This window comes from Streptomyces sp. 5K101, assembly GCF_046506645.1.
GTDB lineage: Bacteria > Actinomycetota > Actinomycetes > Streptomycetales > Streptomycetaceae > Streptomyces.
Genome location: NZ_JBKFFO010000023.1, coordinates 1 through 19,542 on the forward strand (window position 1 = coordinate 1; position 19,542 = coordinate 19,542).

23 protein-coding genes and 1 pseudogene are annotated in these 19,542 nt (G+C 72.0%); 11 read left to right on the forward strand and 13 right to left on the reverse strand.

Translation table 11 applies throughout. The annotated features are described in order from the left end of the window. Positions 1-32: 32 nt before the first annotated feature. Complete coding sequence (gene tuf / locus ACLB9X_RS29730) at positions 33-1,223, reverse strand: elongation factor Tu (protein ID WP_410363520.1); 1,191 nt, start codon at positions 1,221-1,223, stop codon at positions 33-35. A gap of 97 nt (positions 1,224-1,320) precedes the next feature. Further along, positions 1,321-1,488 (reverse strand): hypothetical protein, encoded by a 168-nt coding sequence (locus tag ACLB9X_RS29735; RefSeq protein ID WP_410363521.1) that lies wholly within the window; start codon positions 1,486-1,488, stop codon positions 1,321-1,323. A 150-nt stretch (positions 1,489-1,638) separates the two neighbouring features. Between ACLB9X_RS29735 and ACLB9X_RS29740 the strand changes: the two genes are divergently transcribed. From ACLB9X_RS29740 to lnt, 7 genes are all read left to right on the forward strand, one after another. Then, positions 1,639-2,343, forward strand: coding sequence for a TVP38/TMEM64 family protein (locus tag ACLB9X_RS29740; protein ID WP_410363522.1), 705 nt, complete (start codon positions 1,639-1,641; stop codon positions 2,341-2,343). A 330-nt stretch (positions 2,344-2,673) separates the two neighbouring features. After that, positions 2,674-3,546, forward strand: a complete 873-nt coding sequence (locus ACLB9X_RS29745) for an undecaprenyl-diphosphate phosphatase (protein WP_410363523.1) — start codon at positions 2,674-2,676, stop codon at positions 3,544-3,546. Between the two features lie 53 nt (positions 3,547-3,599). Further along, positions 3,600-3,773: a hypothetical protein gene (locus tag ACLB9X_RS29750; protein WP_410363524.1), complete on the forward strand. Its 174-nt coding sequence runs from the start codon at positions 3,600-3,602 to the stop codon at positions 3,771-3,773. 83 nt (positions 3,774-3,856) lie between these two features. Next, complete coding sequence (locus ACLB9X_RS29755; RefSeq protein WP_410363525.1) at positions 3,857-4,099, forward strand: hypothetical protein; 243 nt, start codon at positions 3,857-3,859, stop codon at positions 4,097-4,099. Between the two features lie 12 nt (positions 4,100-4,111). Next, on the forward strand, positions 4,112-5,272 hold the full coding sequence (locus ACLB9X_RS29760; protein WP_410363526.1) for a methyltransferase: 1,161 nt from the start codon (positions 4,112-4,114) through the stop codon (positions 5,270-5,272). 73 nt (positions 5,273-5,345) lie between these two features. Further along, the gene (locus tag ACLB9X_RS29765) at positions 5,346-5,804 is read left to right on the forward strand and encodes a nuclear transport factor 2 family protein (protein WP_410363527.1); all 459 of its coding nucleotides are present in this window, start codon (positions 5,346-5,348) and stop codon (positions 5,802-5,804) included. A 384-nt stretch (positions 5,805-6,188) separates the two neighbouring features. Further along, a complete protein-coding gene (gene lnt, locus ACLB9X_RS29770; protein WP_410363528.1) occupies positions 6,189-7,811 on the forward strand; it encodes an apolipoprotein N-acyltransferase in 1,623 nt (540 codons plus the stop codon). On the opposite strand, the gene ACLB9X_RS29775 is transcribed toward lnt, so the two are convergent. Continuing rightward, positions 7,732-8,640: a Gfo/Idh/MocA family protein gene (locus tag ACLB9X_RS29775; protein ID WP_410363529.1), complete on the reverse strand. Its 909-nt coding sequence runs from the start codon at positions 8,638-8,640 to the stop codon at positions 7,732-7,734. The genes lnt and ACLB9X_RS29775 overlap by 80 nt on opposite strands. A gap of 28 nt (positions 8,641-8,668) precedes the next feature. Next, positions 8,669-9,898 (reverse strand): FAD-dependent oxidoreductase, encoded by a 1,230-nt coding sequence (locus tag ACLB9X_RS29780; protein ID WP_410363530.1) that lies wholly within the window; start codon positions 9,896-9,898, stop codon positions 8,669-8,671. A gap of 80 nt (positions 9,899-9,978) precedes the next feature. Between ACLB9X_RS29780 and ACLB9X_RS29785 the strand changes: the two genes are divergently transcribed. The 3 genes from ACLB9X_RS29785 to ACLB9X_RS29795 all read left to right on the forward strand — a co-directional run bounded on the left by ACLB9X_RS29785 (position 9,979) and on the right by ACLB9X_RS29795 (position 11,754). After that, complete coding sequence (locus tag ACLB9X_RS29785) at positions 9,979-10,653, forward strand: TetR/AcrR family transcriptional regulator (RefSeq protein ID WP_410363531.1); 675 nt, start codon at positions 9,979-9,981, stop codon at positions 10,651-10,653. 41 nt (positions 10,654-10,694) lie between these two features. Then, positions 10,695-11,207, forward strand: coding sequence for a DinB family protein (locus ACLB9X_RS29790; protein ID WP_410363532.1), 513 nt, complete (start codon positions 10,695-10,697; stop codon positions 11,205-11,207). Positions 11,208-11,307: 100 nt separating this feature from the next. Beyond that, positions 11,308-11,754 carry a hypothetical protein gene (locus tag ACLB9X_RS29795; RefSeq protein WP_410363533.1) on the forward strand — a complete coding sequence of 149 codons (447 nt, stop codon included), beginning with the start codon at positions 11,308-11,310 and terminating at the stop codon, positions 11,752-11,754. A gap of 3 nt (positions 11,755-11,757) precedes the next feature. On the opposite strand, the gene ACLB9X_RS29800 is transcribed toward ACLB9X_RS29795, so the two are convergent. From ACLB9X_RS29800 to ACLB9X_RS29835, 8 genes and pseudogenes are all read right to left on the reverse strand, one after another. Next, complete coding sequence (locus ACLB9X_RS29800) at positions 11,758-12,231, reverse strand: hypothetical protein (RefSeq protein WP_410363534.1); 474 nt, start codon at positions 12,229-12,231, stop codon at positions 11,758-11,760. A gap of 126 nt (positions 12,232-12,357) precedes the next feature. Continuing rightward, the gene (locus tag ACLB9X_RS29805) at positions 12,358-13,041 is read right to left on the reverse strand and encodes a uracil-DNA glycosylase (RefSeq protein ID WP_410363535.1); all 684 of its coding nucleotides are present in this window, start codon (positions 13,039-13,041) and stop codon (positions 12,358-12,360) included. Positions 13,042-13,127: 86 nt separating this feature from the next. Continuing rightward, positions 13,128-14,708: an ABC transporter substrate-binding protein gene (locus tag ACLB9X_RS29810; protein ID WP_410363536.1), complete on the reverse strand. Its 1,581-nt coding sequence runs from the start codon at positions 14,706-14,708 to the stop codon at positions 13,128-13,130. A 127-nt stretch (positions 14,709-14,835) separates the two neighbouring features. Beyond that, complete coding sequence (locus tag ACLB9X_RS29815) at positions 14,836-15,585, reverse strand: SDR family oxidoreductase (RefSeq protein ID WP_410363537.1); 750 nt, start codon at positions 15,583-15,585, stop codon at positions 14,836-14,838. Positions 15,586-15,635: 50 nt separating this feature from the next. Further along, entirely contained in the window at positions 15,636-16,397 is a 762-nt protein-coding gene (fabG, locus tag ACLB9X_RS29820) for a 3-oxoacyl-ACP reductase FabG (protein WP_410363538.1), read from the reverse strand. 183 nt (positions 16,398-16,580) lie between these two features. Then, entirely contained in the window at positions 16,581-16,964 is a 384-nt protein-coding gene (locus tag ACLB9X_RS29825) for a DUF3037 domain-containing protein (protein ID WP_410363539.1), read from the reverse strand. Further along, positions 16,961-17,812: a HipA family kinase gene (locus tag ACLB9X_RS29830; RefSeq protein WP_410363540.1), complete on the reverse strand. Its 852-nt coding sequence runs from the start codon at positions 17,810-17,812 to the stop codon at positions 16,961-16,963. The genes ACLB9X_RS29825 and ACLB9X_RS29830 overlap by 4 nt, the downstream gene beginning before the upstream one ends. Before the next feature lie 76 nt (positions 17,813-17,888). Next, a pseudogene (locus ACLB9X_RS29835) lies at positions 17,889-18,194 on the reverse strand (tyrosine-type recombinase/integrase); the annotation flags it as partial. 538 nt (positions 18,195-18,732) lie between these two features. On the opposite strand from ACLB9X_RS29835, the gene ACLB9X_RS29840 reads away from it, so the two are divergent. Then, complete coding sequence (locus tag ACLB9X_RS29840; protein WP_410363541.1) at positions 18,733-18,981, forward strand: hypothetical protein; 249 nt, start codon at positions 18,733-18,735, stop codon at positions 18,979-18,981. Between the two features lie 33 nt (positions 18,982-19,014). Here ACLB9X_RS29840 and ACLB9X_RS29845 read toward each other — a convergent pair whose 3' ends face one another. Beyond that, a complete protein-coding gene (locus ACLB9X_RS29845) occupies positions 19,015-19,542 on the reverse strand; it encodes a hypothetical protein (RefSeq protein ID WP_410363542.1) in 528 nt (175 codons plus the stop codon).

The window sequence follows — 19,542 nt, forward strand, 5'->3', positions numbered from 1 at the left end:
CCTCCGCAGTGGAGGGCCACCCCGGCCCGCGGTCACACGACCGCGGTCACCGTTCCCGCCCCGACCGTCCGTCCGCCCTCGCGGACCGCGAAGCCGAGGCCGGGCTCCAGGGGCATGTCCCGGCCCAGTTCAACGGTCATGGTGACCGTCTCCCCGGGACGCGCGACCCCGGCCGCGCCGAGGTCGATGTCCCCGACGACATCCGCGGTGCGGATGTAGAACTGCGGCCGGTACCCGGTGGTCACCGGCGTGCTGCGGCCACCCTCGCGCGCCGACAGGACGTAGACCTGCGCGGTGAAGCGGCGGCTGGGCACGACGCTGCCCGGTGCGGCCACCACATGGCCGCGACGGACCGCGTCGCGCGACACCCCGCGCAGCAGCAGCGCGACGTTGTCGCCGGCCTCGGCCGACTCCATCGGCTTACCGAAGGTCTCCAGCCCCGTGACGACCGAGTCGCCCTCTTTCCCCGGCGCAGTCCCGCCGAGGATCTGCACCCGGTCCCCCATGCGTACGGTGCCGCGCTCGACCGCGCCCGTGACGACCGTGCCGCGCCCGGTGATGGTGAGGACGTTCTCCACCGGCAGCAGGAACGGCGCGTCCGTGTACCTGACCGGCATCGGCACATAGGTGTCGACGGCGTCGAGCAGCGCCTCGACGGCGGCCGTCCACCGCGCCTCGCCCCGCAGCGCCCCGAGTCCGGACACCCGGACGACGGGCGCCGCGTCGCCGCCGTAGCCATGGGCGGTGAGCAGGTCACGGACCTCCAGCTCCACGAAATCGGTGAGCTCCTCGTCGCCCGCGTCCGCCTTGTTGAGCGCGACGACGATGTGGTCGACGCCCACCTGGCGGGCCAGCAGGACGTGCTCGGCGGTCTGCGGCATGACGCCGTCGAGGGCCGAGACGACGAGGATGGCGCCGTCGAGCTGGGCCGCCCCGGTCACCATGTTCTTGACGTAGTCGGCGTGGCCCGGCATGTCGACATGGGCGTAGTGCCGGGTGTCCGTCTCGTACTCGACGTGCGCGATGTTGATCGTGATGCCGCGCGCGGCCTCCTCCGGCGCCCGGTCGATGCGGTCGAAGGAGACGTACGACGTGCCGCCGCCGGAGCGCTCGCTGAGCACCTTGGTGATGGCGGCGGTCAGGGTGGTCTTGCCGTGGTCGACGTGGCCCATGGTCCCGATGTTGAGGTGCGGCTTGGTGCGCACGTATGCCGTCTTGGGCATGACTTGTTCGTTCCTTTCCGGAACTCGAAGCGTGATCAGGACCCCTGGACCTCGCCGACCCTCCCCCTGCGGGGTCCGCCGGACGATCCGGGAAGGGTCAGCTTCGGGCGCCGCCGGGAGCCACGGCGACGTCGGCCGCGACTGCGGCCGTGTGGAATGCGGCCGCGGCGGCCGGGAACGCGGCAGCCTTCGGCGCGTCCGCGACTGCGGACGGCGCTGCGGGGAAGGCGTACCGGACCATGGCGTCGATGATCGTGCACGGCACCCGCCACGTCGAATGGTTTTCCCGTACGGCAGTTGGGCCCGGTCGCCCGCCCCGTTCGCCGCCGGCCGGCCGGTCGGCGGGGCGGCGGCGGGCGGGGCGATGTGTGCCGCGCTACGGCGTTGGGACATGTTCGTCGGTTAGTCTCCCCGGATGCTCGCCCCCGTCCCCCGGCCGGCATCCGGCCTCACCGTCCGCTGCACCAGGGCTCTGTTCTCGCCGTGGTCGCGACTGTCGCTGCTCGTGGTCCTGCTCGCGTCCGCCGCGTCGGCGGTGCTGCTCTACGAGCCGCAGCAACTGCTCTCGGCAGGCTGGCCGCCGCAGCTGAGCGGGCCGGCGGCGGTGGTGCTGTTCGGCGTGGGGTACGGGGTGTGCACGGCGGCGTTCGTGCCACGGCCGATCCTCAATCTGGCGGCGGGCGCCCTCTTCGGTTCGCAGGCCGGGCTCGTCGCGGCGATCGGCGGCACGGTGCTGGGCGCGGGCATCGCGTTCACGCTGGGCCGGGTGCTGGGCCAGGACGCGCTGCGGCCACTGGTGCGGGGACGCTGGCTGAAGGCGGCGGACGGGCAGCTCAGCCGGCACGGCTTCCGCTCGATGCTCGCGATCCGGCTGTTCCCCGGCGTGCCGTTCGCCGCGGCCAACTACTGTGCGGCGGTCTCGCGGATGGGCTACCTGCCCTTCCTGCTGGGCACGGGTCTGGGGTCGATCCCCAACACGGCGGCCTACGTGGTCGCGGGCAGCCGGGCGGGGTCGCCGACCTCGCCCGCGTTCCTGATCGCGGCGGGGTTCATCGTGGTGACGGGCGTGGCGGCGGCGGTCGTCGCCTGGACCAAGCGGCACCGGCTGCGGGCCCGGTGACCGGCTTTGCCGGGGACGCGGACGGCTCCGGGACCGCAGCGGAGCGGGAGCGGGACGGGGCCTGGGCGAAGTGCCGTCATTTCGGGGCGCTACGCTGCCTCACGATCGGCGCCGGCCCGACGGCGTACGCGCACCCGCGCGTCTCACGGGCCGTCAGTCCCATGGGCGCCTGACCGTCCGTCAGCCAAGTCAGCGAAGGGTCCGCATGACGACGATCGAACACGCCTGCCCATGAGCCGGCCGGTGTCCCGACCGGCAGCCGATACCTCAGCGCCGACCCGTGCTTTCGCCGGTCGGACCGTGATCATCTCTTGGGTGGCGTAGCTTTCAATGTCTTGGTTCGAATCATTCATCCTGGGACTCGTCCAGGGGCTGACGGAGTTCCTGCCGATCTCCTCCAGCGCGCATCTGCGACTCACGGCCGCGTTCGCCGGCTGGCACGACCCGGGGGCCGCGTTCACCGCGATCACCCAGATCGGCACGGAGACGGCCGTGCTGATCTATTTCCGCAAGGACATCGCGCGGATCGTGACGGCCTGGTTCCGTTCGCTGACCGACAAGGCGATGCGCCGGGACCACGACGCCCAGATGGGCTGGCTCGTCATCGTCGGCTCGATCCCGATCGGTGTGCTCGGCGTCACCCTCAAGGACCAGATCGAGGGCCCGTTCCGCGATCTGCGGCTGATCGCGACGACGCTGATCGTCATGGGCATCGTCCTCGGCGTCGCCGACCGGCTGGCCGCGCGCGACGAGATCGGCGGCCGCCACCGGGCGATCCGGGAGCGCAAGACGCTGGAGCAGCTGAGCGTCCGCGACGGTCTGATCTACGGCGTGTGCCAGGCGATGGCGCTGATCCCGGGCGTCTCGCGCTCCGGCGCGACCATCAGCGGCGGTCTGCTGATGGGCTACACCCGCGAGGCGGCGGCACGGTACTCGTTCCTGCTGGCGATCCCCGCGGTGCTGGCGTCCGGCCTGTTCGAGCTCAAGGAGGCCGGTGAGGGACATGTCTCATGGGGACCGACGATCTTCGCGACGCTCATCGCGTTCGGCGTGGGCTACGCGGTGATCGCCTGGTTCATGAAATTCATCACTACGAAGAGCTTCATGCCCTTCGTGATCTACCGGATCCTGCTCGGGATCGTGCTGTTCATCCTGGTCGGAACGGATGTACTGAGCCCGCACGCGGGTGAGTCGGCGGACTGACGGTCACGCTGCGGTGGGGGACGGTGACCGTTGCGAGGCCGTAATCTGATGCCATGTCCCCCATTCGCACCGAGCCCGCAGCCGCCCTGTCCGCCACCGAGCTGAACGCCCGCATCCGCGACCTGTGGGCCGACGGGGAACTCCCCGACGACCGGCGGCCGGAGTACGAGGCGCTCGTCGTGGAGTGGGCCGCGGCGGCACGCGAGGACGTGCGCCCGGCGGCCTGACGCCCCGGCTGCGTGCGCCGGGCCGCGTGCGCGGCCTGACCGTCCGGGCTGCGTCCGCGGCCCGGACGGCGCACCCTGGAGCCATGGCCTGGCAGGCACCCATCGTCGTGCACCCGCCCTCTCCCGGCGGCGGGCGGCGTGTCACCGTGCGCGGCGAGATCGTGGGGGTCGCGCGCAGCGACAAGGACCTCGTGGAGTTCCTGCGCAGGGCGGGGCTCGACGACGGGGACATGATCCTCGACGACCCGCATCTGGTGGAGTGGCGCGGTGGCGCCGCCCACCAGGCTATGCGGCCTGAGAGCGGCCGGTGCCCCGTGCTCGGCTAGCCTGAGGGCACGATGAACCGTTTGACCACGTCATGGGGCGCGTTCGAGCTCGCCCGCTTTCCCGAGGACCCCCGCGACACGCTCCGCGCCTGGGACGCGGCCGACGAGTACCTGCTGCGGCATCTGCACGGCATCGACGACGCCGCCCCCGTACCGCTGACCGGCACCGTGGCCGTCGTCGGCGACCGCTGGGGCGCGCTGGTCACCTCGCTCGCGGGCCACCACCCGGTGGTGCAGATCACCGACTCGTACCTCGGTCAGCAGGCGACCCGGTCGAACCTCGCACGGGCGGGGATCGGCTCGGCCGCGGTACGGCTGCTCTCGGCCCGGGACACCCCGCCGGAGCGCGTCGACGTACTTCTGGTGCGCGTGCCCAAGAGCCTCGCGCTCCTGGAGGACCAGCTGCACCGGCTGGCGCCCGCCGTCCACGCGGACACGGTCGTCGTCGGCGCCGGCATGGTGAGTGAGATCCACACCTCCACGCTGAGGCTCTTCGAGCGGATCATCGGCCCGACGAGGACGTCACTCGCGGCCAAGAAGGCCCGGCTGATCTTCTGCGCACCCGACCCGGACCTGCCACGGGCCCCCAGCCCGTGGCCGCTGCGGTACGACCTGCCGGCCGACACGGGCGCGCTCGCGGGCCGCACCGTCACCAACCACGCCGGAATCTTCTGCGCCGAGCGCCTCGACATCGGCACCCGGTTCTTCCTGCGCCATCTGCCGACCGGGCACGGCGCCGCGCACATCGTCGACCTGGGCTGCGGCAACGGCGTCGTCGGTACGGCGGCGGCGCTCGCCGCCCCGGACGCGCGGGTGACGTTCACGGACGAGTCGTTCTCGGCGGTCGCCTCGGCGGAGGCGACGTTCCGCGCCAACGTGCCTGCCGGGAAGGCCGAGTTCGTCGTGGGCGACGGCCTCTCGGCGCTGGGCGACGGCTCGGCGGACCTCGTGCTGAACAACCCGCCGTTCCACTCGCACCGGGCGACGACGGACACCACCGCGCGCCGGATGTTCGCGGACGCGCGGCGTGTGCTGCGGCCCGGCGGCGAACTGTGGGTCGTCGGCAACCGTCACCTGGGCTACCACGTGCGGCTGCGGCGGCTGTTCGGGAACTGCGACGTCGTGGCGAGCGACCCGAAGTTCGTCGTCCTGCGCGCGGTGAAGCGCCGCTAGGGCCCGGCCCTGCCGGGACGACGTGCGCTGCGCGGCTCTGGCGCGCCGCCCTGCGCTGCCCGACACTGAGCCGATGACGCAGCGCGTGGATCTCGCGACCGTGATGGACCGCCTTGCCATCGATGAACTGATCACCGGCTACGCCGTGGCCGTGGACGACGGCGACTGGAACGCCTACCGGGCCCTGTTCACCCACGACGGGCGGGCCGACTACCGGGGGTCCGGCGGGATCGAGGGAACGGCGGACGAGGTCGCGGGCTGGCTGGCGGAGACCATGCGGCTGTTCCCCGTCCGCCAGCACCTGATCGTCAACCGCCGCGTCGTCTTGCAGGACCTGGGCGGATATCCCGGGGACAGCGCCGAGGTCCGGGCCGACTACATCAACCCGATGCTCCCGGCGTCCGGCCAGGACTTCGTCTCGGGCGGCCGGTACCGCTTCGCGCTCACACGCGGGGACGCGGGCTGGCGCGTGCGCACGGTGGTGACGGAAGAGAGGTGGCGCCGCACGGGCGCTGCGCGCTCGAACACCTGACACGAGCGCCCCGGACGGGCTCCTCCGGAGCACCGCGAACACCCGGAGGGCGATCCAGGTCCGGGGACCGCCCCGGAGGGCTCCTTTGAAGCCCCGCCGGCGACACGAGTGCCGGGCCTGGGGCGGAGCCCCCGCGAACACCCGGAGCGCGCTCCGGGTCCGGGGACCGCCCCGGACGTGCTCCTCTGGAGCCCCGCCGGCGATTGAGGCGCGGGGTTCGTGGCAGCGCCCCCGGCACACGCGCCGCGGGGCCCAAGCAGCGCCCCGCGAACGCCCCGGAGCACGCTCCGGGTCCGGGGATCCCGGCAGGAGGGCCCCGGGCCCGGGCCGCGGTCTGTCGTGGCCACCCTTCGTGGCCCACACTGGTCCTTGAGGAGGCGCGGTATGCGGATTCCGGGCAGCCGGGGGGCAGGGCAGCAGCGGGGCGGCCGGCGTGGGAGGCGCGTGCCGCGCGGGGCCTGCGCCGTCGTCGCGGGGGCGCTTCCCGCGCTCTCCCTGCCCGAGCCCTCGCTGTGGTGGTTCGCCTACGTCGCCCTGGTCCCGTGGCTGCTGCTCCTGCGCAACGCGCCGACCGGCCGTCGGGCGCTCGTGGAGGGGTGGCTCGGCGGCATCGGGTTCATGATCGCCGTGCACCACTGGCTGCTGCCCAGCCTCCATGTCTTCCTGCTGGTCATCGCCGCCCTGCTGGGGCTCCTGTGGGCGCCGTGGGGCCTGCTCGTGCGGTTCATGACCCGCGGCAGCCCCTCCGTGGCACGGGCGGCCGCCTCCCTCGCGGTGATCCCGTCGAGCTGGCTCGTGATCGAGCTGGTCCGGTCCTGGGAGGGCCTCGGCGGACCCTGGGGCCTGCTCGGCGCCAGTCAGTGGGAGGTGCCGCCCGCCCTGCGGCTCGCCTCGGTCGGCGGCGTATGGCTGGTGAGCCTCCTGGTGCTCGCGGTGAACACCGCGGTCGCCCTGCTCATCGCCGTCCAGCGGGCCCGTACGCCCGCCGTCGCGGGCGTCGTCGTGTGCGCGACGGCGGCCGGGTCCGCCTGGGCGTGGGCACCGGAGCCCGGCAAGTCGGCGCCGATGCGGATCGCGGTGGTCCAGCCGGGCGTCGTGGCGGGCGCGGACAGCGTGGAGCGCCGGATCGACCGGGGCGAGGAGCTCACGCGTGACCTTGCGCGCCGGGAGAAGGCGCTGGACCTGGTGGTGTGGGGCGAGAGCAGCGTGGGCGCCGACCTGCGGGCACGTCCTGATCTCGCGGACCGCCTCGCCGCCCTGTCCCGGGACGTCGGTGCGCCCGTGCTCGTGAACGTGGACGCACGCAGCGAGGCGGCGTCGGGCCCGGCGGGCATCTACAAGAGCTCCGTGCTCGTCGGGCCCGACGGTCCGACCGGCGACCGCTACGACAAGATGCGCCTGGTGCCGTTCGGCGAGTACGTCCCGGCCCGCTCCGTGCTCGGCTGGGTGACCTCGGTCGGCAGGGCGGCGGCCGAGGACAGGATCCGCGGGACCGAGCCGGTCGTCATGACCTTGCCCCCCGCCCAGGGCACCCCCCTGCGCGTCGGCCCGCTGGTCTGCTTCGAGTCGGCGTTCCCCGACATGAGCAGGCACCTGGTGCGGGACGGTGCCCAGTTGCTGGTGGCCCAGTCCGCCACGTCGACGTTCCAGGAGAGCTGGGCACCCGAGCAGCACGCGTCGCTGGCGGCGCTGCGGGCGGCCGAGACGGGCCGGCCGATGGTGCACGCGACGCTGACGGGTGTGAGCGCCGTGTTCGGGGCCCACGGGCAGCAGATCGGCGGCCCGCTCACCACCGAGACCAGCGGTGCGGCGGTGTACGAGACGCCGCGTGCGACGGGCACGACGCTGTACGTCCGGTTCGGCGACTGGGCGGTGTACGGGGCGCTCGCGGTGCTGGCGGCGCTGGCGGCGGTCGAGGGCTCGCGAGCTATCCGGCGGCCTGCTCCAGGGCCCTCAGTACGACCCGTTCGCACAGCTCGTGGGTCCGCAGCGCGTCCTGTGCGCTGAGGTGCTTCCCGGCGCGCACGGCGTCGAGGAAGGCGTGCACGGCCTGTTCGATGCCGCGCTGGCGGGCGACCGGCACCCAGTCGCCGCGGCGCCTGACGCTCGGCTGGCCCTTGTGGTCCACGATCTCGGCCAGGTTGCGGACCTCGCGCTTGGAGTCCTGGCCGGAGACCTCCAGGATCTCCTCCGTGGAGCCGCTCATCCGGTTCATGGCGCCGATGGCGGTGAAACCGTCTCCGGACAGCTGGAGGACGACGTGGTGCATGAGTCCGCCGACGATCCGGGCGCGCACATCCGTGTGCTGGACGGGTCCGGGCACAAGGAACCGCAGGGTGTCCACGACGTGGATGAAGTCGTCGAGCACGAGGGTGCGCGGGTCCTCGGGGAGCCCGACGCGGTTCTTCTGCATGAGGATCATTTCGCGCGGGTGCTCCAGGCACTGCGCGTACCCGGGCGCGAACCTGCGGTTGAAGCCGACGGCGAGACCGGTGCCGCGTGCTTCGGCGAGGGCGACGAGCCGCTCGGACTCGGCGAGTTCGTAGGAGAGCGGCTTGTCGACGTAGGTGGCCACGCCCGCTTCCAGCAGCCGGGTGACGATCTCGGCGTGCGCCGGGGTCGGCGCGTGGACGAAGGCGGCGTCGAGGTCCTCGGCGAGCAGAGCGTCGAGGTCGGTGTGGCGGCGCCCTGCGGGGATGTGGTGGATCTCGGCGACGCGGGTCAGCGTGGCGGGCGTGCGGGTCTGCAGGTGCAGTTCGACGCCCGGCAGGGTGGTGAGGACCGGCAGGTACGCCTTCTGCGCGATGTCACCGAGCCCGATGCAGCCGACCTTCACAGGGGTCTCCCTCGATGCCGTACCGGCGTCAGCGGCGCGCCGGCTGTTCTTCGTGCACGTCCTGTGCCCCGGCAGCATACGTGCGCCGCGGCGGGCGCCAGTCGGCGATGCCATCGAAGGTGCGCAGCACGAGGCCGGGGCCGAAGCGGGAGACCGCAGACGTCAGCGTCTCGCGGACGGCGACGGCGGGCGTGCCGGACAGCGCCATGAGCCGGGCGACGCGGGCGGACTTGCGGACGACGGCCATGGTGCGCGGCAGCCGTTCGGCGCTGTAGGAGGCGAGGCCGGTGCCGAGGTCGCCGGCGGGCGGGGCGTGGTGGGCGAGGACGATCGCGTCCTCGATGGCCTGGTTGCCGCCCTGGCCGAGGGTGGGGGCCATGGCATGGGCGGCGTCGCCGAGGAGGGCGGTGCGGCCGCGGTGGAAGGCGGGCAGCGGTTCGAGGATGTGGTGCACGTCGTTGCGCAGCACCTGGGCGGGGTCCGCGGCGGCGATGACGGCCGGGATCGGGTCGTGCCACTGGCCGAAGCGGCGCAGCAGTTCGGCCTTCTGGTCACCCGCGGCGGCTCCGGCGGGTGCGGTGGCGGCGGCGTACGCGTAGATCCGGCCGTCCTTGAGCGGCTGGGTGCCCCACAGGGAGCCGGGCCCCCAGGTCTCGTGGGGTGCGAAGGGGGCGTCGGGCGCGGGGACGATCAGGCGCCAGGTGGTGAACCCGGAGTACACGGGGCCGGGGTGGCGGGGGAACAGGCTCCGGCGCAAGGAGGAGCGGATGCCGTCGGCCCCGATCACGAGGTCTGCCTCGATATCGCCGTCGGGCGTGGTGACGCGCGCGCGGCGGCCGCCGGCGACTCCGGGGTCGGCCAGTTCGCCGGGGCATCCGGTGCGTACGGCCCCGTCGGGCAGTCGGCGTGCGAGGCGGTCGACGAGCGTGGCGCGGTGGACGAGGACGAGGGGGCCGCCGAACCGCTCGGCCGCGGCGGCCGCGTCGGTGCGGGCGAGCCAGCGGCCCGCGGGGTTGCGCATGCCGCCGGCGCCCTGCCAGGCGGCGAGGTCGCGGATCTCGTCGCCGAGGCCGATGACGTCGAGGGCGCGCTGGGAGTTGGGGGCGAGTCCGATGCCGGCGCCGACCGGCTCCAGGGACGCGGCCCGCTCCAGGACGGTGACCTGCCAGCCCTGCCGGCTGAGGGCGACGGCCGCGGTGAGTCCACCGATGCCGCTGCCGACGACGACGGCTCGGGCGGTTGCACGGGCTTCGGGCATGACTGCTCCTCGACATGGTGACTACATCCGTAGTGTCACACACCGTACTACGGATGTAGTCGATCCGGTAGGTTGGCCTCATGGCCGCACGCTCCACCTCGCACACCTCCCGGACCTCCGGCACCGGAGCCCGCACCGCCTCCGCCGGAGCACCCGCATCGGCCGCCGGCTCGCGCGCCGGGATCATCGGCGACACCGCGCTGGCCCTCCTCTTCGAACGCGGCATGCGCGGGCTGACGCACCGCGCGGTCGACGCGGCGGCGGGACTCCCCCAGGGCTCCACGTCCAACCTCGCCCGCACCCGGCAGGCCCTGCTGGAGACAGCGGTGCGCCGCCTGGCCGAACGGGAGGCGGCGGTCCTCGCCCCGGAGGAGCTGCCCGCCCCCGGCGACGGCCGGGAGGCGCTCCTCGACGGGCTGGCACGCGCCCTCCACCGCTACCTCACCCGGCACCGGGAGCTGTTGGTCGCCCGTTACGAGCTGGCCCTGGAGGCGGTCCGCCGCCCCGAGCTGCGGGCGTTCTACGACAACGCCGGCGCCCGCTTCCGGGAACCGCTGAACGCGATGATGGCCGCCGCGGGCTCCGCCGACCCGGAGCGGCACGCGCTGTCCCTGGTCGCCTGGTGCGAGGGCCTGATGTTCTCCTGCGCGGCCGGCTCCTATCACCGGGCGTTGCCCGGCGAGGAGGAACTGCGCACCGGTTTCGACGAGCTGCTGCGCGGCATGCTCGGCCCGGGCCCCTCCTGCCAGGGATAACCCATGACCAAGAGGCGTTCCCGTGCAGGAGGATGGCCGCCATGACCACAGTTGAGCGCACCGAACCGTCCACCACCGCAGCCGAACGCGACATGCTGGACGGCTGGTTGGACTACCACCGCGAAACCCTGATCGCCAAGTGCGCCGGCCTGAGCGACGAGCAGCTGCGGACGGCATCGGCCGAGCCGTCCTCCCTGACCCTGATGGGCCTCGTACGCCACCTCGCGGACGTCGAGCGCTGGTGGTTCCGCCAGGTCATGGCCGGCGAGGACATCGGTGCCCTCTACTACAGCGACGAGGACCCGGACGGGGACTTCCGCGTCACCGACGAGGTCACCTGGGAGCGGACGCTCGCGGACTGGCGCACCGAGGTGGCCGCGGCCCGTGCGGCGGCCGCAGGGCTCGGGCTCGACGACCTGAGCACGGGCAGGACGTCCAAGGGCGGCAGCTACAACCTGCGCTGGATCATCACGCACATGATCGAGGAGTACGCCCGGCACAACGGCCACGCGGACCTGCTGCGCGAACGGATCGACGGCGCCACCGGCGAATGAGCCACTCCCGGCAGTCCGGCTGAAAGCCGCTTCACCCGTGCGGGCCATTTGCGGCATGTATTCCCCGGCAACCGCCGTCGCGCACAGCAGAGTTGCGCGGGTGCAGCGAACATCGATCACAGCAAGGGTCCTGGTCGGGGTGGCGGCGTGGGCCGTGACCGGCTGCGTCTCCGTGGAGGCGCAGCCCGCTCCCCCGCCCGCCGCTCCCCCGGCCGGGCGGCCGCAGCAGGTGGTGGAACCGCAGGTCGTCCAGGGTCCGGCCCGCGATGCCTTGGAGGCCGCCCTGCCGAAGCGGACAGAGCCGGCGGCATCGGCCCCGGCGCACCCCCGCGAGAAGACCGCCGCGCCCGCACCGCCCCGGCAGGCCCCGCCGCCCCGTACGCACAGCCGAACGCCACGGGCTCCCGCTCTGCCCCGGCCGAAACTGCCGCCGCTGCCCGAGATCCCCGTGAACCGGGGGGACGCCTGCGAGCTCGGCCAGGGCTGGGGCGGGTGGCGCGCCGACGGCCCCGAGGCCCGCTTCTGCCGTCAGGCGTACGGGAATTGACCCTCAGCCGGCGTCCAGTGCGCGCTCCAGGCGGTCGATCGCGGCCCGCACCCCGTGCCCGTACCCGTCGTCCGCCAGGGCATCCGTCGCCGCCCGCGCCCGGTCCAGGTGGGCCCGTGCGGCCTCCGGGTGGCGCAGTTTGATGTAGTCGGCGGCGAGATTCAGGTGCAGCGAGGGGTAGAGGGCCCGCACGGCGGGCGACTGCTCGTGCCGGACCGTCCGCTCCTCGCTCAGGCTCTCCGCCGCGGCCAGGGCACGCAGGTCCCAGGCCAGTTCGTCGTCCGGGTCGTCCTGGGCGTCGGCCATGTAGTGGGCCAGGGTGCACCGGTGCAGGGCGTCGCCGGCGTCCGAGATCTCGGCCCAGATCGAGGCGAAGCGGTGCCGCGCCTCCTCACGGTCGCCGCCGTGGAGCAGCATGGCCGCCTGCCCGATCCGGGTCATGACGGCGTCCCCCGACGTCTCCTGGTGGTCCACCACGGTGCTCTCCCACGTCCGGACGGCTCGCTGGCGCGCTGACGACGTACCGACGCTATCCGCCGCCACCGGCAATCCGGCACAGGCTCGGGCGCACCGCCCGAGCCCGTCAGCCCGGAGTGTGAACGGTCAGCCGAGGTCGGGGATCCGCCAGTCGATGGGGGCGTGGCCCTGTGCCGCGATCGCCTCGTTGATCTGCGTGAAGGGACGGGAGCCGAAGAACCTCTTCGCGGACAGGGGCGAGGGGTGCGCGCCCTTCACGACCACGTGGCGCGTCTCGTCGATCAGCGGCAGCTTCTTCTGGGCGTAGGCGCCCCACAGGACGAAGACCGCCGGGTCCGGCCGCGAGGCGACCGCGCGGATCACGGCGTCGGTCACCTTCTCCCAGCCCTTGCCCTTGTGGGAGTTGGGCTCGCCGGCGCGGACGGTCAGCACCGCGTTGAGCAGGAGGACTCCCTGCTCGGCCCAGGGCATCAGGTAGCCGTTGTCCGGAACGGGGTGGCCGAGCTCGGCCTGCATCTCCTTGTAGATGTTCCGCAGGGAGGGCGGGGTCTTCACGCCCGGGCGGACCGAGAAGCACAGCCCGTGGCCCTGGCCCTCGCCGTGGTACGGGTCCTGGCCGAGGACGAGCACCTTGACCCGGTCGTACGGCGTGGCATCGAGCGCGGCGAACACCTCGTCGCGGGGCGGGTACACCGGACCGTTCGCCCGCTCCTTCTCGACGAACTCGGTGAGCTCCCTGAAGTACGGCTTCTGGAGCTCCTCGCCGAGGACGCCGCACCAGGACTCGGGCAGCATGTCGGTGTCGGTCACGTCAACAACCTCCGGTAAACAACAGGCGGTTCCGAGATCTCGGAGCCGAGAACCCAGAACCTACCTGCCGCCACTGACAATCCGCCTTACCAGCTCTTCTTCCGGTAGAGCTCCCACATCTGCATGATCGTCTGCGGGTCGAGGGCGCGCTCGCCGCCGCCGATCTCCTCGTTGGCCGCCACGTACAGCTTGCCCTGCCACAGGGGCAGCAGCCGCACGTCCAGCCCGAGGATCTCCTGGGCCCGCTCGAACTGGTCGGTGACCGCTCCGCGGTCGCTCTCGCGCCGGGACTTCGGCAGCAGCTGCTCGGTGATCTCGGGGCTGTCGTACGGGGTGCCGAGCACGTTCTTGGGGCCGACGAAGGGAGCGATGAAGTTGTCGGGGTCCGGGAAGTCGGGGAACCAGCCTCGGCCGAAGACCGGGTAGTCGCCGGCCTGGTAGCCCGCCTGGAACTCCTTCCAGGGCTTGCCCTGGACCGTGATCTCGAACAGGCCCGTCTCGTCGAGCTGCCGCTTGATCTCGGCGAACTCGGACGCCGTGGAGGAGCCGTAGCGGTCCGTGGTGTACCAGAAGGTCAGCGGCACCGGCTCGGTGATCCCGGCCTCCTGGAGGATCTCCCTGGCCTTGGTCACATTGGGCTCGCCGAAGCGGTCGAAGAACTCGGTGGTGTGGCCGGCGATGCCCTTGGGGACCATCGAGTACAGCGGCTCGGCCGTGCCGTGGTAGACCTTCTCGACCAGCGCGCCGCGGTCGACGACCTGGGCGATCGCGCGGCGTACGGCGAGCTTGCCCGCGTTGGGGTCCTTCGGGTTGAAGACCAGGTAGCGGATGTCGGCGCCGACGGTCTCGACGAGCTGGAGGTGGTCGTTCTCCGGCCTCTTCTCCTGGAGCTCGACGACCTCCTCGGCGGTCAGACCACGGTTGATCGCGTCGATCTCCCGGTCCTTGAGGGCCTGCATCATCACGTCCGAGTCCTGGTAGTACCGGATCGTGACGGCGTCGTTCTGGATCTTGGCGAAGCCCTTGTACTTGCTGAACCGGCTCAGCTCGGCGTGCTCGCCCTTGGCGTAGTCGTCCAGGGCGTACGGGCCGGAGCCGGTCAGCTTGCCGTCCTCGCGGAGCTCGTCGGCGGGGTACTCCGAGGGCGGGACGATCGACATGGCCGGGGTGCCGAGGATGAACGGGAACGTCGCGTCCGAGGTGTTGAGCCGGAAGGTCACCGTGCGGTCGTCGGGCGTCTCGATCTTGTCGAGGGACCCGAGCAGTCCGGTGGGGCCGCCCTGGGCGTCGATCGTCCTGATCCGGTCGATGGAGTGCTTGACCGCCGCCGCGTCCAGCTTCTCACCGTTGGTGAAGGTCAGGCCGGGGCGGAGCTTGCACTCGAAGACTTTGTTGGCGGCGTCCGAGAAGCGACAGCCCTCGGCCGCGTCCGGCTGCGGGGTGGTGGAGCCCGTCGGGAAGCTCACCAGCGTCTGGAAGACGTTCCGGTACAGCTCCCACGAGCCGTCCCAGGCCGCGGCCGGGTCGAGTGTGCTGGGCTCACTCGTCGTGCCGACCGCTATCTTCTGCTCCCCGCCGGAGTCCTCGTCGGAGAAAAGGCCGCATCCCGCCAGCAGAGACATGGACGCTAGGGCTGCAGCGGCCTGCAGACAGGTCCGGTAGAACACGTGCACGCTCCTCGTTCAGCCATGGGTCGGCAGACCATACCGCAGCGCCCCGCCGGAGCAACCTGGTGGTCCGGCGGGGCACTTGGATCATTGCGGGGCAAAACCGCTCAGGCTGGTCCGGTGCGCCTCAGTGCACACCTGCGTTGAGGAACATACCGCCGTCCACGACAAGTGTCTGTCCCGTGATCCAGCCCGCCTGGTCGGACGTGAGGAACGCGGCCGCGCCCCCGATGTCCTCGGGCATGCCGAGCCTGCCCATGGGGTACGCTGCGGCCGCCTCGGCCTCCCGGCCCTCGTACAGGGCCTCGGCGAACTTGGTCTTGATCACCGCGGGGGCGATCGCGTTGACCCGCACGGCCGGCGCGAACTCGTGCGCCAGCTGGAGGGTCAGGTTGACCATGGCCGCCTTGCTCATGCCGTACGCGCCGATGAACGGGGACGCGGAGACGCCGGCGATGGAGGCGATGTTCACGATCGCACCGCCGTTCTCCTTCTGCCAGGCCTTCCAGGTCTGCTGGGCGAAGCCGAGCGCCGAGATCACATTGGTCTCGTAGACCTTGCGCGCCACGTTCAGGTCGAGCTCGGCGATGGGGCCGAAGACCGGATTCGTGCCCGCGTTGTTGACCAGGAAGTCCACCCGGCCGAACGCCTCCATGGTGCGCTCGACCGCGGCCGCCTGGTGGGCCTCGTCGTGGGCCTTGCCCGCCACCGCGACGACCCGGTCGGCGCCGAGCCGTTCGACGGCCTCCTTGAGGGCCTCCTCGCCGCGCCCGGTGATGCACACGCGGTCACCGCGGGCGACGAGCGCCTCGGCGATGCCGTAACCGATGCCCCGGCTCCCACCGGTGATCAGTGCGACCTTTCCGCTGTCCGCCATCTGCCACTCCCCTGCTCCGGGTACCTCTGCCATGTCCGTCGTGCCCCGTTTCAGTTGAGCGGGCCGCCGGCCACGTACATGACCTGGCCGGAGACGAAACCGGCGTCGTCGCCCGTGAAGAAGGCGATCGCATTCGCGATGTCCTCGGGGCGGCCCACACGCTGGACGGGGATCTGGCTCGCCGCCGCGGCCTGGAACTCCTCGAAGCCCATGCCGATCCGGGCCGCGGTCTGGGCGGTCATCTCGGTGACGATGAAGCCCGGCGCGACGGCGTTGGCGGTGATGCCGAACTTGCCGAGCTCCTTGGCCAGGGTCTTGGTGAAGCCCTGGAGACCGGCCTTGACGGCGGAGTAGTTGGCCTGGCCCCGGTTGCCCAGGGCGGAGGACGACGAGAGCGAGACGATCCGGCCGAAGCCGGCGTCCACCATGTGCTTCTGGCACGCCTTGGCCATCAGGAACGCGCCCTTGAGGTGCACGTTCATCACGGTGTCCCAGTCGGACTCGCTCATCTTGAACAGCAGGTTGTCACGGAGCACGCCGGCGTTGTTGACCAGGATCGTGGGCGCACCGAGCTCCTCGGCGACGCGGGCGACGGCGGCCTCCACCTGTGCGGCGTCGGAGACGTCGCAGCCGACGGCGACGGCCCTGCCGCCGGCCGCGGTGATCTTCTCGACCGTGTCCTTGCACGCGGCCTCGTCCAGGTCGAGTACGGCCACGGCGCGGCCCTCGGCCGCGAGCCTGACGGCGGTGGCGGCGCCAATGCCGCGCGCGGCTCCGGTCACGACAGCCACGCGCTGCTCGGTGGTGGACATTCTGGTTCTCCTCGCCCTTGAAGCCCGTCAATGCCTGAGCCGGGTCCCTGGATCGGCCGCTCCCGGCTCATACGCTGAGCGACCGCTTAGTACCTCGGCAGAAAGGACGCTAGAAGCCCTGGCACCCGGTGTCAACGGCACCGGGGCGCGGCGGCGGACATCACACCGCCCCGGACGCGTGGCTCAGCGCACCAGCAGGTCGAGCAGCCGCTCCACCTCCGCCTCGGGGTCGAGCGTCAGACCGGTGTGCACGGGGCCCGGCTGGACGACGGTGGACCGGGGGGCGATCAGCCAGCGGAAGCGTCGCCCGGCGTCGTCGCGTTCCGCCTGACCGGCGTCCTCCCCGCCCCGGCAGACGCCCTCGACGGCGTGCAGCGCGGCGCGCACGCCGGTGACGTCCGCGTCGGGGTCGAGCGCCCTCAGCTTGGCCACGTCGAGGTGGGTGCGGGCAGCCACGAAGCTCCTGGCCCGGCAGTACACGACCACACCCGCGTTGAAGCACTCCCCGCGCTCGACCCGCGGGACCACGCGCAGCAGCGCGTACTCGAATACGTCCCTCTCGCTCACCGGTCGGTGTCCTTGCTCTTCTTGGTCGGGTGCGGCCACGGGGTCAGGTGATCGGTCAGCCAGCCGGGCGGCTGCGGCTGCCGGGGCTTCGCGGGGGCGTTCAGGGTGATGCGCTCGTGGATGCTCGCCACGCGCGCCAGCAGGGCCTCGACGTAGGCGCAGCGCAGGGCGTCGGTGGAGTCGAAGCCGGGCTCGTCGACGAGCCACTCGTCGGGCACGTCGGCCGCGACCTCGGTCAGCAGCTCCTCGGTGACGCGGGGCGCGAGCTCGGCGGCGGCCGCGGCGATGTCGGGGCCGAAGCGGGCCAGCGCGTGGTCGGAGGCGTCGTACGGCTTGGCGGCGGAGACGGCCGCGCCCGGCCAGTTGTGATGCCAGATCATGGTGGCGCCGTGGTCGATGAGCCACAGGTCCCCGTGCCAGACGAGCATGTTGGGATTGCGCCAGGAGCGGTCGACGTTGTTGATCAGGGCGTCGAACCAGACGACCCGGCCCGCCTCCCGCGCGTCGACCTCGTAGGCGAGCGGGTCGAAGCCGAGCGAGCCGGGCAGGAAGTCCATGCCGAGGTTCAGGCCGCCGCTCGCCTTGAGCAGCTCCTGCACCTCCTGGTCGGGCTCGGAGAGCCCGATGACGGGGTCGAGCTCGATGGCGACGAGGTCGGGCACCCGCAGTCCCAGGCGCCGCCCGAGCTGCCCGCAGATGACCTCGGCGACCAGGGTCTTGCGGCCCTGCCCGGCGCCCGTGAACTTCATGACGTAGGTGCCGAGATCGTCGGCCTCGACGATCCCGGGGAGCGAGCCGCCCTCACGCAAAGGCGTGACATAGCGGGTCGCTACGACCTCTCCCAACACTTTCCCAGGCCACCCATCTCTTCAGCCTTACAATCCACGGACGACTTCTCCGGAGCGTAGAGGCAGGAATCACGGGTCAACGGCGCTGGGGAGATTCTGGGGAGTTTCGGCCGGCGAGCCGGTCTCCCCGCTCCCCAAGCAGACCGTCGATGGTGCCGCGCCCCTTGCTGCCAGCTTCCGGCATGAAGTGAGCATAGTAACCGAGGGTGATGGCCGGCGAGGAATGTCCGAGCCACCGAGCCAGGGTCACGACGGACTCTCCGGCTTCCAACATGATCGAGGCGTAGGTGGGCCGAAGCACGTGGAAACCGGCCTTCGGGGCCGCCGCCCACTGCCAGGCTTTCGCCCCCTCGGCACGTGGCGGGATGACGCCGGCCTTGGCACGGCTGCTGGGGCGGCGCGTGCTTCTCGGCACACGAGTCGTTCGGCGAGTACGCCTCCGACGAGGACCACCAGTATCCGGACAGCGGGTCGGCCGCCTTCTCCGCGGACGGCAAGCTCGTGTGGGCGCACGTCAGGGGACCGTTGGGGACCGGCGGGGACAGCGAGGACGACCAGGAACTGTGGCTCGTCCTCGACGCAGCCGACGGCACGGTCCTGGGACGGGCCGAGACCATGACGGTGGGCTCCGGTTCGTACCACTCCCCGCATCCCGACCCGGCGCAGATGGGGCTGAGCGTCGGTGAGGGCGAGGAGGGGTCGCCCGCGCTGTGCGGACGGTGGGACGGACAGCGGCTGTCCGCCCGGAAGGTCGACGACGAACTGCTGCTGCAGGACGTGAGCCCGTCCGGGCGGAGCCTGCTGGCCGTGGACATCGGGCAGTACAGTACCTGCACTCGTCGGACGACGGCTCGGTTCTGCGGGAGCTGGACGCCGAGGGCACTGTGCCGGTGCATCCCCGGAGCGCCGGTGGGGAGCGCGTGTACTGGGACTACGAGGCGGCTTTCGTGGACGAGGACACCGTCGTCGCCGGCACCACCGGGTGCGACGCCGGTCTCGGCACGGCCCGCCACTGGCTGGTCGACGCGCGCACGATGACGCTGCGCGGCGAGATCTCGTACCCCTTCCCCGTTCGGGGTCCGGCCCGGCCGGTGGGTGACGGCAGCTGGTACACGGTCTCGGGGGACGGGGCGTCGGTGTCGGTATGGGAACTGCCCGCCTCCCTCTGAGGGGAGACGGGCAGCCTCGGTGGTGGAGCCGGCCTATGAACCGTCGTGGGCCGTCAGCCGGCCGAAGCTGTCGAGCAGGTCGGCCCACTGGTCGTCCCGGCCGGTGGCCGACAGGCGCACATAACCGGGGCCGGCCATGTGCTCCAGGAAGAACGTGTGGAAGCTGTCCGCGACTTTCTCGAATACGGATGACTGCGTCCACTCGATCCCGGTGTCCGGGAAGTACCAGACCGCTCCCGTTGCCCGGTTCAGGAAGAACGGGTCGTCGGCGACGACACCGCAGCAGAACCATTCGTCCTTGTTCAGCTCGACCGCCGCTCCAGGGACCGGGTCGGCGTAGAACTGCATCCTGAGGATGTCGGAGGCGGGAAATACGGTGACGTCACCGCAGGTGGCGCCGTCCGCGACGGAGAGGAACTCCCGATACGCCTCCGGGACTCCCGGCAAATCAAGGCCGTCACGCCGAGCCCCGGCGGGCAGCGAATTCATCATGCGCCATTCACTGCGGCTGTTCATTGCGGCACGCAACTCGTCCGCCACGCGCTGGAGCTCGGCAGTCAC